Source organism: Halomonas sp. DP8Y7-3, assembly GCF_019801675.1.
In the GTDB taxonomy this organism is placed as follows: domain Bacteria; phylum Pseudomonadota; class Gammaproteobacteria; order Pseudomonadales; family Halomonadaceae; genus Halomonas; species Halomonas litopenaei_A.
This window is the reverse complement of record NZ_JAHVIO010000009.1, coordinates 128389-139839: the sequence shown is the minus strand read 5'-3', so window position 1 is coordinate 139839 and position 11451 is coordinate 128389. Positions and strand designations below refer to the sequence as shown.

Sequence of the window (11451 nt, the reverse complement as noted above, 5' to 3'; positions counted from 1 at the left end):
CACTCGCACACAACGGGGAGAGGGTATGAATCGCCTCACCAACCTCCAACTCGACTTCATGGGTCAGCGCAAGATCGCCTTCAGCCTGTCGGCGATCCTGATCCTGGTGTCACTGGTATCACTGGTGGTTCAGGGCCTTGCCCTGGGCCTCGACTTTACCGGCGGCACCCTGGTCGAAGTCCGCTATGCCAGCGCCCCGGCCCTGGACAGCGTGCGCGCAGCGCTGGAAGGCGCTGGTTTCAACGACGTCTCGGTGCAGACCTTCGGCGCCGCCAATGAAGTGCTGATCCGTCTGCAGCAGACCTTTGAAGCCAATGTGGGTGAGCAGGTCGTTGGCCTGCTCGCCCAGGGCGGTACCCAGGTGGATCTGGTGCGCGCGGAATTTGTCGGCGCCCAGGTGGGCGACCAGCTGCGTGACCAGAGCGGCCTTGGCATGCTCGTCGCTCTTGGCGTGGTCATGCTCTACGTGGCCTTTCGCTTCCAGTACAAGTTTGCGATCGGCGCACTGCTGGCTCTGGTCCACGATGTCATCATCGTGATTGGCGCCTTCTCGCTGTTCCAGCTGGAATTTGACCTGACCGTGCTGGCCGCCGTGCTGGCCGTCATCGGCTACTCGCTGAACGACACCATCGTGGTCTACGACCGCATTCGCGAAAACATTCGCAAATCGCGGATCGACGACATGCCGGCGATCTTCAACGAAGCCATCAACCAGACCCTGGCGCGCACCCTGGCCACGTCCGGCACGACCCTGCTGGTGCTGATTGCCCTGGCCTGGCTGGGCGGCGACATGATCCACAACTTCTCCGTTGCCCTGCTGATCGGCATCGGTGTCGGTACCTTCTCATCGATCTACGTGGCAGCAGCGCTGTTGCTCAAGCTGAAGCTCCAGCGTCGCGATCTGATCCCCGAGAAGAAAGAAGACGCCGAGGAAGAGCAACTGCCCTGACAGTGGCTTCCTGGCAGCCTCTTTCAGGCAACTCTGCCAGGCAGCTCTTTCACGCAGCTCTTTCACGCAGTTCTTTCACGCAGTTCTTTCATGCGGTTCTGGCTGGCCCCGCCGTGTTTCACGGCGGGGCTTTTTCATGTCTGCGGTGATTCCGCAACAGCTCCACTACAGGGCTGCGATACGTCAGGAAACATGAAAATATGCGGTATCGCTTGCCCTGCAGACGACCACCTTTCATGCTTAGCCCCTACCCTTTCGCCTTGATGAGGCCGCATGTTCCTGCTGATCGCCTTTGCCGTACTCTCCATTGGTGCGTCCTTCCTGTGCTCCGTGCTGGAGGCAGCACTGCTGTCACTGACACCGAGCTACATTGCACGGGTGCAGGAAACCAATGAACGGCTGCACCTGAAGCTGAATGCCCTGAAGCGCGACATTGACCGCCCCTTGGCTGCCATCCTGACCCTCAACACCATCGCTCACACCGTCGGCGCTACCGGCGTCGGCGCTCAGGTGACCGTGGTCTTCGGTGAAGCCTGGCTGGGTATCGCCTCGGCCCTGATGACGCTGGCCATCCTGATCCTCTCGGAAATTATTCCGAAGACGATTGGCGCCAACTACTGGCGCCAGCTGTCCCCCTGGCTGCCTCCTATCCTCAACACCATGATCCTGGTGCTGAAGCCCTTCATCTGGCTATCCGAGCAGATTACCCAACGCATTGGCGGCAACGCTGCCGATACCGATATGCGCGGTGAAATCAAGGCGCTGGCCCGCATCGGCCTGGATGAAAAGGCCCTCGATCCGGATGAAGCCCGCACCATCACCAACATCCTTAACCTGCACGAAATTGCGGTCAGCAAGGTCATGACGCCACGCACCGTGTGCGTGACGGTTCGTCCAGGGCTTACTGTGGCGGAGTTCGAGGAAGAGCTGGTGCGCTCTCCGTTCACTCGCTTCCCGGTGATGGATGGCGGCGAACAGGCCATCGGCTATGTGCACAAGGCTGACGCCTACCGCGCAGACGAAGACCACAGCATGAAGGACATCATGCAGGATGCCCCTTCGGTACAGGCAGATGACAGTGTCGAAACCGTCTTCACGATGATGCTGAAAGACCGTCAGCACCTGGCGGTGGTCTACGATGACCATGGTACCTGGGTGGGACTGATCACCATGGAAGACGTGCTCGAGACAGTGCTTGGACAGGACATCGTCGATGAAACCGATGATGTCACCAATATGCGCAAGTACGCCAAGCAGCGCTGGACCCAACGACGTCAGGCAGACTCTGAGAGACACCGGCAGGTCGACCCCAACCCCTCCTGATGCCACCAGGGGTGTTCATCGTTGCGCAACATGCCGTGCCATCGATGCCACCCCACTTCGGCCACTATTTGCGATAACATCTCCATTGAAAATAATTATCAATGGAGACTTCATGTACAAGCCCCTCGCCATCGCCGCCCTGCTCAGCGTGACCGCCCAAGCCTGGGCGCACGACGCCCCGGAACGGGTCGCCGCGCTGGACTACGCTACTCTCGATATTCTCGACAACCTCGACCAGGACGAGCACATCGCCGGTGTCGCACAGTCGACCCTGCCTGAACACCTGTCTGCCTTTGCCAGTGAGGAATATGCCGACGTCGGGACCCTCAAGGAGGCCGACATGGTAGCCCTTGGCGCGATTGAGCCGGACGAGATTCTGATCAGCGGCCGCCTGGAAGCACAGCGCGATGCCCTTGAGCAAATCGCTCCGGTCTACAGCTCGGCCACTGCCGGCGACACCACCTGGGACCAGCTGGAAACTCGCGTCGACCAGCTGGCTGAACGTTTTCATATCAGTGATGAGGGCGACCAGGCGCTGGAGGATCTGCGCCACTTCCTGGATCAGCGCCTGGCCACTATCGACGGCTCCCCCAGCGTGCTGGTAGTGACCCATAACGACGGCCACTTCTCAGCGCAGAACAATGCCATCGTGCACGACCTCATGGGACTTGCTGCCCCCAGCCTGCCAGACGATGTCATCCCGGTCACTCGCGGTGAGCGCACCTTTCTGCCCATGACACCGGCCCAGATACAGGCCACTGGCGCCGACCTGGTATGGATCGTGGATCGCAGCGCCGCCATTGGGGAAGCGGGTCTCGACCTCGCCACGCTGCAGCAGGACATCGGCGCTGACACGCGTCTGGCAGTGGGCTCACCGCGACTGTGGTACCTCGCCGGCCAAGGCCTGGCCAGCACTCGCCTGCAAGTCGAGGAAGTAATGACCGCCCTGGCGCGCTGATCCTCCGCGGCGGGTTCGTCCCCCCCCCGGTGATCTTCGCCGTATCGGCTTCACGTCACTGACATATCGGCAACCCGCCCTATAGCGACAATGCCCCCGCAGCATGGCTGCGGGGGCATTGCGTTACAGGCCCTGAGGCAGAGACGTCAAACGCCGTTGACGCTGACTCTTACTGCCGTCCAGACGACTCAGTCTTGATCTTCCAAGCTCGGCGCCGTCTGCACATGGGGGGCCAGCTGCTTGATCAGCGCCTTGAACAGGCGAGGATTGGCGGCCATCAGTGCGCCTTCCACCGCTACCGAAGGCTTACCGTCAGGGGTTCCGATCAGCGCACCAGACTCCTTGAGCAACAGCGAGCCGATATCGAGATCCTGCTCTTCAACGCCAAGCACAAAGGCTGCGTCGGCGCGACCAGCCGCCAGCCGGGCCATGTCCAGAAGGCCACAGGCGCTGGACTGAAGCTGCTCAGCCTGCGGGCCAAGCTGCTGTACCAGAGTCAGGTAGGTCGGCAGGAAACGCGACCGCAGGTAGGTGTCCGGAAGACTCAGGGACAGACGTGCACCACCGGCTCCCTTGATCTTGGAGACACGCAGGCGCTTGCCGTTCAGCTGGGCGCCACGCCCACGGCTTGCCAGGTACTCATCATCGCTGAACGGACAGATCACCACCGCATGCTCCGCTCGGCCCTTGATCAGGCAGACCACGGACAGCGCAAACTCGGGAGAAGCGACGCTCAGGTTGGAATACCCGTGGAAAGGCTCGATGCGCCACAGTACATCAGCGCCTTCGCCCTCACCCGCGCGATGCGGAGTGTAGCGACCCACCACGCCGTGCTGCGGGTAGCCGCGGGTCAGCTGACGAGTGATCAGGGATTCGGCGTTGCGTGCCGTGTCCTCGAGCAAGCGATCGAGGTTGTGCTCTTCGTGGGCATTCTCGATACGTTCGCGAATGCGCAAAAACTGTTCGCCGGCGCTGCGGGCAGCGCGCAGGGCGTACTGGACCATCGGATGCATGATCAGGCCTTGGGAGTCGGTGGTGTTAAAGAACGGAGTCGACGAAGGGAACGGACTCGGCGCGAATCCTAGCAGAAGGCACGCATGAATGCCACGGACTTTGCCGTGTCTAGCATGCTAAACTGGTCGACCGGCTGGTCTCCAGCGGCACGTCGGCAGCGTCAACGTGCACCCTCGGTGGCTTGCTCGACCAGTACACCGCACCCGCCCACTCTCGAACCCACTCGCCGCGTCGCAACAGGATCTTTCATGCTCGAGCGTATTCGCATCGTTCTCATCGGCACCAGCCATCCCGGCAATATTGGCGCTACCGCCCGCGCCATGCACAACATGGGGCTGGCCGATCTGGCCTTGGTAGCACCTCGCTGCGAGGTCATCACCGCCGACAGTGTGTCTCGGGCATCCGGCGCTGACCGTCTGATCCAACAGGCCCAGGTGGTCGATACCATCGAACAGGCGGTGGCAGATTGCAGCCTGGTGGTTGGCGCCAGCGCTCGTTCACGCACCTTGCCCTGGCCGATGATCACGCCTCGGGAGCTTGGCGAGCGCCTGCCGACAGAGCTCGCCAGCGGCGACGCCCGCGTGGCACTGGTGTTCGGCCGTGAGGACAGCGGCCTGTCCAATGCTGAGCTACAGCGTTGCCATGCCCACGTGCATATCCCGACCAATCCCGATTTCAGCTCGCTCAACCTTGCGGCGGCCGTTCAGGTACTGGCCTACGAGTGCCGGCTCAGCTGGCTGGCCCAGGACGCTACCCCCGCACAGCCCGACGAGGACCTTCAGCCCCTCGCCACCCACGACGAGCTGGAGCACTACTTCGCGCACCTCGAGCGCACCCTGATTGCCATCGGCTTCCACGATCCAGCCAAGCCAAGACAGCTGATGGCTCGACTGCGTCGCGTCACCCTGCGTTCGCGCCCAGAGCGTATGGAGCTCAATATCCTGCGGGGCATTCTTAGTGCCACCGAGAAAGCCGCAGGAGCGCCGGCGCTAGGCGGTAGAATGACGATGAGTGAGGCAGACAGAGCGACGACTGAAACGGCTGCACGTCATGCAGACATGGTAGCGGACGCCAGCACTGACCAGGACACCCAAGAGGCCGGACCAGAGGATCACCAGACGCCCTCCCGTTAACCCCGGGTACGCCTCTGCCACAGCCTGGCACCCAGCTGCGTTGCCTGGGCTTGAATGGCGTCACGTCTGTCCCCACTATGACCTTCTTAGCCGACCAAGGACCGCCGCATGTTTCAACGCCTACGCGAAGATATCAACAGCGTATTTGCCAGGGATCCGGCGGCGCGCAACTTTCTTGAGGTCCTGACCAACTACCCTGGACTTCATGCGCTGCTGCTCCACCGTATCTCCCACGCACTATGGAAGCGCAACCTGAAGTGGATCGCGCGTACGCTGTCGACGCTAGGACGCTGGTTCACAGGCATCGAGATTCATCCCGGTGCCACCATCGGTCGTCGCTTTTTCATCGACCATGGCATGGGCGTGGTGATCGGCGAAACCACGGTGGTGGGCGATGATGTCACGCTGTATCAGGGGGTCACCCTGGGTGGCACCAGCTGGAACAAGGGTAAGCGCCACCCGACGCTGGAGGATGGCGTCATCGTCGGGGCGGGGGCCAAGATTCTCGGACCCTTCACCGTCGGGGCCGGTGCCAAGGTGGGCTCCAACGCGGTCGTGACCAAGGCCGTCCCCGCAGGGGCCACGGTGGTCGGTATCCCCGGCAAGATCGTTCAGCGTGCCGACCCGGACAGCGACCCTGCACTGGAGGTCGACCCCGCTCGGCGCGAGGCGATGTGCCAGAAGTTTGGCTTCGATGCCTACGGCATGAGCCAGGACATGCCGGACCCCGTGGCCAAGTCGATGCAAGCCATGCTCGACCACATGCACGCGGTGGATGAGCGTATCGGCAACATGTGCCAGACGCTACGTCGCCTCGACCACAGCTATCGTGCTGGGCAGATGCCTGGCATCAAGGACGAGGACTTCGCCGGGATTCTGGAGGACGTCGACAAGGCCTGCGAGCCGGTGGTCGGCAGCCGCCACACTGCCACTCCCCCGCGCGATACCGCTGCAGACGATTCCGGCAGCCCAGACTCCGAAGAACACTCTGCTGACAGTCAGCTGTCGACGACCGCCCCCGATGACGCCAGCGCTCACCGTGAGAGCTCCCGCCACCGGCAGGAAGGTTGATGTACCGCAACAGCCAAACGTTCGAGCGTTGGCACACTGGCCCGGACACGCAAGCGCAGCACGCGCCAAATAGTTGACCGTGATGGTCGGTCTTTCTCATAATGACGGATTGCCAGTGGCGTCACCCTCAGTGGTGGCGCCATAACGTCAAGATTGCCGGCACCACTTGGCATCGAGGGTCCACCCCATGCGCCTGACCACCAAGGGACGCTACGCCGTCACCGCCATGCTCGACATGGCCGTCAATGCCGAACGAGGCCCCATTTGCCTCGCCGACATCGCCCAGCGTCAACAAATATCACTGTCCTACCTTGAGCAGCTCTTCGCGCGACTGCGGCGCGCCGGGCTGGTGGAGAGTGTGCGTGGCCCGGGGGGCGGTTACCTGCTGGCAGCGCCAGCTGAGGCGATTACGGTGGCCCGAGTGATCGACGCGGTCAAAGAGTCCGTGGACACCACTCGCTGTGGCGGCCTGTCGGATTGCCAGAAGGGCGATACGTGCCTGACCCATCACCTGTGGTTCGAACTGTCCGAGCAGATCCAGACGTTTCTCGACGGCGTGACGCTCGGGGAACTGGCCCAACGCCAGGAAGTGGCAGAAATCGCCGGTCGCCAACGCCGCCGCCAGCACAGCGACAGCATTGTGACGTCAGCCCCCTAAACTAGACTGTCGCCCTCGACGCTCGCCAACGATGACATTGCCCATGACTGCTCCCGTCTACCTTGATTACGCCGCCACCACCCCCGTCGACCCCCGTGTCGCCGAGGTCATGAGTCGGCACCTGACGCTGGAAGGCACCTACGCCAACCCCGCGTCGCGCAGCCACATGCCCGGCTGGCTGGCCGAGCAGGCCGTGGAGAACGCCCGCCGCCAGGTCGCTGACCTGATCAAGGCCGACCCTCGCGAGATCGTCTGGACCAGCGGCGCCACCGAGGCCGACAACCTGGCCATTACCGGCTATCTGCGGGCCAATCGCGACAAGGGCCGCCACCTGGTGACCTCGATCATCGAGCACAAGGCGGTCATCGACACCGCCAAGGCGGCGGAGCGTGAAGGCTTCGACGTGACCTGGCTGACGCCAACCCCCGATGGCCGCATCACCCCGGAACAACTGGCCGATGCCATGCGTCCAGATACCGTGCTGGTGTCACTGATGGCGGTCAACAACGAGCTGGGCAGCATCAATGACGTTGCGGCGCTCGCCGAGGTGGCCCACGCACACGGCGCCATGCTGCACGTCGATGCCGCCCAGGCCGTCGGGCGCATCGATCTGGACGTGACCGCCAGTACCGTGGACATGATGTCTCTGTCTGCCCACAAGGCCTACGGCCCCAAGGGGATTGGCGCCCTCTTCGTGCGCCGCAGCCCAGATCTCAAGGTGGAAGCGCTGATTCACGGCGGCGGCCACGAAAGAGGCATGCGCTCAGGCACCCTGGCAACCCACCAGATTGCCGGCATGGGTGAAGCCTTCGCCCTGGCAGCAGCACAAGGTGACAGCGACCAAGCGCGTATCACCTCGCTTCGTGATCGACTGTTGGCAGGAATCGACGACCTGGATGGGGTTCATCTGAACACCCAGCTGGAAACCGCAGTCCCCAATATTCTCAATCTCGGTTTCGACGGCGTCGATGGCGAGTCCCTGTTGATGGCGCTGCGTGACATCGCCTTGTCCACGGGCTCCGCCTGTAATTCGGCCAGCGTCGAGCCCTCCTATGTGCTGAAAGGGATCGGCGTGCCGAGACGCCTGGCGCTGTCTTCCCTGCGCCTGAGCATTGGACGCTTCACCAGTAACGACGACATCGACCGCGCTGGCCAGGCACTGCGCACTGCGCTAATTGCTCTGCGCCAGCGCGCCATGACCTGACCGCCGCCACGCGAGTTCGCGGCATGGTCATCAAGACCACGCAGGCTGCTGCCTCTTCAGGCGGCGCCCGACCCAGGAGTAAACAGATGGCACACCTGACGATCACCCCTGCTGCAGCCAACCAGATCCGGCGCGTTCTGGAGGAGCGAGGCCAAGGCCTCGGACTGCGGGTAGCGGTCAAGCCAAGTGGCTGTTCCGGCTACAGCTACGTGCTGGACTTCGCCGACGAAGCCCAGGCCGAGGACGCCCTGTTCGAGGAGCATGACGCACGGGTCTACGTCGCCCCCGACGCTCTCGAGATGCTGGACGGCAGCGAAGTCGACTACGTCAACGAAGGCTTGAACCGGTTCTTCCGCTTCAACAATCCGAACGTCAAGGACCAGTGTGGCTGCGGCGAAAGCTTTACTGTCTAGCCGCCGGGCCGATCCCTCCAAGGGCTCGCGTACCCGCTGACGAACACTGTGTTCAAGACGCCATGAGAACGCTATAATCGGCGCTCTTCGGCGCAAGGCGCCACATCGCTTCGTTTTCCGCGTCGCGCCGCCCCGGTCTCCGGGGCGGCGCGACGCCATCTACCTGGCACCATGCCCATGTCCTGGGCTCAACCACTGGAGAGTTTCATGGCTACAGAGCGCACTCTGTCTATCATCAAGCCCGACGCCGTCGCCAAGAATGTCATCGGCGAGATCATCACGCGTTTTGAAAAGGCTGACCTGAAGGTCGTTGCCGCCAAGATGATCCACCTGTCCCAGGAACAGGCGGAAGGCTTCTACGCCGAGCACAAGGAACGCCCCTTCTTCGGCGACCTGGTGTCCTTCATGACCTCTGGCCCGGTCGTGGTTCAAGTACTGGAAGGTGATAACGCCATCCTGAAGAACCGTGAACTGATGGGTGCCACCAACCCGAAGGAAGCAGACGCTGGCACCATCCGTGCCGACTTCGCTTCTTCCATCGACGCCAACGCCGTCCACGGCTCTGACTCTGCCGAGTCTGCCGAGCGCGAAGTGACCTACTTCTTCAGCGCTGACGAGATCTGCCCGCGCTAAGGGCGTCGGGGGCTGTCACTATCGACGCCCCACCGGCGAGCGGATGCCCCGGGCATCCGCTCCCTCATATTCTGCCCACCGACTCGCTGATCCGATCATGACCACCACCGCCTCCCCCGAACGCACCAATCTCCTTGGCATGGCCCGAGAGGACATGGAAGCCTTCTTTCTCTCCATTGGTGAGAAGAAGTTTCGTGCCGCCCAGGTAATGAAGTGGATCCACCACGAAGGTGTCAGCAACTTTGCCGACATGACCAACCTGTCCAAGTCGCTGCGCGCTCGCCTCGAGGAAACCGCAGAAATACGCGGACCCAAGGTCGTCTACGAAGGCACCTCCAATGACGGAACGCGTAAGTGGGTGGTCGAGGTCGAAGACGGCAGCTATGTCGAGACCGTCTTGATTCCCGCTGACAACGGCAAGCGTCGCACCCTGTGCGTCTCTTCCCAGGTCGGCTGCTCACTGGACTGCAGCTTTTGCTCCACCGGCAAGCAAGGCTTCCAGCGCAATCTGACCAGCGCCGAGATCATCGGTCAGGTCTGGGTAGCCGCCAACAGCGACGGCGCCCGCAAGGACAGCAGCCAACGCCCTGTCACCAATGTGGTGATGATGGGCATGGGCGAACCGCTACTGAATTACGATAACGTCGTGCCGGCGATGAAGCTGATGCTCGACGATCAAGGCTATGGCCTGTCGAAGCGCAGGGTCACCCTGTCCACCTCTGGCGTGGTGCCCATGCTCGATCGTCTCGGCGATGAGCTCGACGTCAGCCTGGCCATCTCGCTGCACGCCGCCAACGATGAGCTGCGCAACGAGCTGGTACCGCTTAACCGCAAGTACAACATCCGCACCCTGCTGGATGCCTGTCACCGCTATCTGGCCAAGTGCGACGATACGCGTCAGGTGACCATCGAATACACGGTCATCAAGGATATCAACGATCAGCAGGAGCACGCTCGGGAACTGGCCGAGCTGTTGAAGGAGCTGCCCTGCAAGATCAACCTAATCCCGTTCAATCCGTTCCCGCACTCCGGGTACGAGAAGCCCTCGCGCAATCAGGTCGTTCGTTTCCAGCGTTGGTTATATGAACTGGGCCATACCGCTCCGATTCGCTCGACCCGCGGCGATGACATTGACGCTGCCTGTGGTCAGCTGGTGGGCCGGGTCAAGGACCGTACACGCCGTCACGAACGTTATATCCAGTCGATCCAGATCGACGCCGACTGATCCCGTCATCTTGACTTCGTTGAGGCACGGCGCTTTGATATTCGGGCCTTTTCCAGCCCTCCAGAGGGTGTCGACGACACCCCTCTGGCGGGGCCATGCAGCGGGAGAACGATAACGCCATGATGAGCCATGCAGACCGCCTGCCCCACTGCCTGCGCATTGTCGTCATGAGCCTGGCCATCGTGCTACCCGCCGCCTCCCTGTCAGGATGTGCCGTACCAGTCACTGATACCGAACACACTCCCGCCACCGCCTATCGCGACCTGGGAGAGGCCTATCTGCGCCAGGACAACCTGCCTCGGGCCCTGGCGGCGCTGGACAAGGCCTATCAGCTCGACGCCGCGGATCCGGTGACCCTGCAGGCCCTTGCCCTGGCTCATCAACGCCAGGGGGAGACCCACCTCGCCGCACAGTTTTTCCAAGATGCCCTTGAAAAGGACCCCAACTTTACCCGGGCACGCAACAATTACGCTGCCTTCCTGTATGATCGGGGGCAAACACGTGAGGCTTGCGATCAACTCGACCAAGCCAGTCACGACATACACTACGCTCACCGGGCCCAGCTGTTTGCTAACCTGGGACGCTGCCGGTGGGATCTCGGCCAGATCGAGGAGGCAAGAGCAGCACTACAGCGGTCACAGCAGATCGATGACCAGCTGGCTGCCAGCCACCTGATTCTGGCCGACCTGGAATACGCACAGGGCAACCTTATGCGCGCCCGTTCACAGCTGGATCGCTTCGTCAGTCTGGCGGGATGGAACTCCGCCGCCCGACGGCTTGCCGCGGACCTGGGGAACACCGAGGGCTATCGTTCTCCGGCAGTCCAGGGCGAAGCCCTCCAGCCTTCACGCGCGCTTTGACCACTGTTTT

General features: G+C 62.3%; 11 protein-coding genes and 1 pseudogene. 11 read left to right on the top strand and 1 reads right to left on the bottom strand.

Going from position 1 to position 11451, the window contains the following annotated elements:
* Positions 1–25: 25 nt before the first annotated feature.
* From secF to KUV86_RS10370, 3 genes are all read left to right on the top strand, one after another.
* On the top strand, positions 26–949 hold the full coding sequence (secF, locus tag KUV86_RS10380) for a protein translocase subunit SecF (RefSeq protein WP_206941549.1): 924 nt from the start codon (positions 26–28) through the stop codon (positions 947–949).
* A gap of 273 nt (positions 950–1222) precedes the next feature.
* Positions 1223–2272, top strand: coding sequence for a CNNM domain-containing protein (locus tag KUV86_RS10375; protein ID WP_222162597.1), 1050 nt, complete (start codon positions 1223–1225; stop codon positions 2270–2272).
* A 112-nt stretch (positions 2273–2384) separates the two neighbouring features.
* Positions 2385–3230 (top strand): ABC transporter substrate-binding protein, encoded by an 846-nt coding sequence (locus KUV86_RS10370; protein WP_222484708.1) that lies wholly within the window; start codon positions 2385–2387, stop codon positions 3228–3230.
* A gap of 188 nt (positions 3231–3418) precedes the next feature.
* Here the strand turns inward: KUV86_RS10370 and KUV86_RS10365 are convergent, their stop codons facing one another.
* Positions 3419–4243, bottom strand: coding sequence for an inositol monophosphatase family protein (locus KUV86_RS10365; protein WP_206941561.1), 825 nt, complete (start codon positions 4241–4243; stop codon positions 3419–3421).
* A gap of 249 nt (positions 4244–4492) precedes the next feature.
* Here KUV86_RS10365 and trmJ point away from each other — a divergent pair.
* The 8 genes and pseudogenes from trmJ to KUV86_RS10325 form a co-directional block, all read left to right on the top strand.
* Positions 4493–5221 (top strand): annotated as a pseudogene (gene trmJ, locus KUV86_RS10360) (tRNA (cytosine(32)/uridine(32)-2'-O)-methyltransferase TrmJ); the annotation flags it as partial.
* Between the two features lie 264 nt (positions 5222–5485).
* The gene (gene cysE / locus KUV86_RS10355) at positions 5486–6448 is read left to right on the top strand and encodes a serine O-acetyltransferase (RefSeq protein ID WP_222484707.1); all 963 of its coding nucleotides are present in this window, start codon (positions 5486–5488) and stop codon (positions 6446–6448) included.
* A 187-nt stretch (positions 6449–6635) separates the two neighbouring features.
* Entirely contained in the window at positions 6636–7106 is a 471-nt protein-coding gene (locus tag KUV86_RS10350) for a Fe-S cluster assembly transcription factor (protein ID WP_206941566.1), read from the top strand.
* 43 nt (positions 7107–7149) lie between these two features.
* Complete coding sequence (locus tag KUV86_RS10345; protein WP_222484706.1) at positions 7150–8310, top strand: aminotransferase class V-fold PLP-dependent enzyme; 1161 nt, start codon at positions 7150–7152, stop codon at positions 8308–8310.
* An 86-nt stretch (positions 8311–8396) separates the two neighbouring features.
* Positions 8397–8723 (top strand): HesB/IscA family protein, encoded by a 327-nt coding sequence (locus KUV86_RS10340; protein ID WP_206941571.1) that lies wholly within the window; start codon positions 8397–8399, stop codon positions 8721–8723.
* 207 nt (positions 8724–8930) lie between these two features.
* Complete coding sequence (gene ndk / locus KUV86_RS10335; RefSeq protein ID WP_206941573.1) at positions 8931–9356, top strand: nucleoside-diphosphate kinase; 426 nt, start codon at positions 8931–8933, stop codon at positions 9354–9356.
* Positions 9357–9453: 97 nt separating this feature from the next.
* Positions 9454–10581, top strand: a complete 1128-nt coding sequence (rlmN, locus tag KUV86_RS10330; protein WP_206941575.1) for a 23S rRNA (adenine(2503)-C(2))-methyltransferase RlmN — start codon at positions 9454–9456, stop codon at positions 10579–10581.
* A gap of 119 nt (positions 10582–10700) precedes the next feature.
* Positions 10701–11441: a tetratricopeptide repeat protein gene (locus KUV86_RS10325; protein WP_261397609.1), complete on the top strand. Its 741-nt coding sequence runs from the start codon at positions 10701–10703 to the stop codon at positions 11439–11441.
* The last annotated feature ends 10 nt before the right edge of the window (positions 11442–11451 follow it).

Excerpts from the sequence above, each read along its gene's own strand:
- cysE (WP_222484707.1), top strand. The coding sequence starts at position 5,486 with ATGTTTCAACGCCTACGCGAAGATATCAACAGCGTATTTGCCAGGGAT.
- KUV86_RS10325 (WP_261397609.1), top strand. The coding sequence starts at position 10,701 with ATGATGAGCCATGCAGACCGCCTGCCCCACTGCCTGCGCATTGTCGTC.
- KUV86_RS10350 (WP_206941566.1), top strand. The coding sequence starts at position 6,636 with ATGCGCCTGACCACCAAGGGACGCTACGCCGTCACCGCCATGCTCGAC.
- KUV86_RS10345 (WP_222484706.1), top strand. The coding sequence starts at position 7,150 with ATGACTGCTCCCGTCTACCTTGATTACGCCGCCACCACCCCCGTCGAC.
- ndk (WP_206941573.1), top strand. The coding sequence starts at position 8,931 with ATGGCTACAGAGCGCACTCTGTCTATCATCAAGCCCGACGCCGTCGCC.
- KUV86_RS10365 (WP_206941561.1), bottom strand. The coding sequence starts at position 4,243 with ATGCATCCGATGGTCCAGTACGCCCTGCGCGCTGCCCGCAGCGCCGGC.
- KUV86_RS10340 (WP_206941571.1), top strand. The coding sequence starts at position 8,397 with ATGGCACACCTGACGATCACCCCTGCTGCAGCCAACCAGATCCGGCGC.
- secF (WP_206941549.1), top strand. The coding sequence starts at position 26 with ATGAATCGCCTCACCAACCTCCAACTCGACTTCATGGGTCAGCGCAAG.
- KUV86_RS10375 (WP_222162597.1), top strand. The coding sequence starts at position 1,223 with ATGTTCCTGCTGATCGCCTTTGCCGTACTCTCCATTGGTGCGTCCTTC.
- rlmN (WP_206941575.1), top strand. The coding sequence starts at position 9,454 with ATGACCACCACCGCCTCCCCCGAACGCACCAATCTCCTTGGCATGGCC.
- KUV86_RS10370 (WP_222484708.1), top strand. The coding sequence starts at position 2,385 with ATGTACAAGCCCCTCGCCATCGCCGCCCTGCTCAGCGTGACCGCCCAA.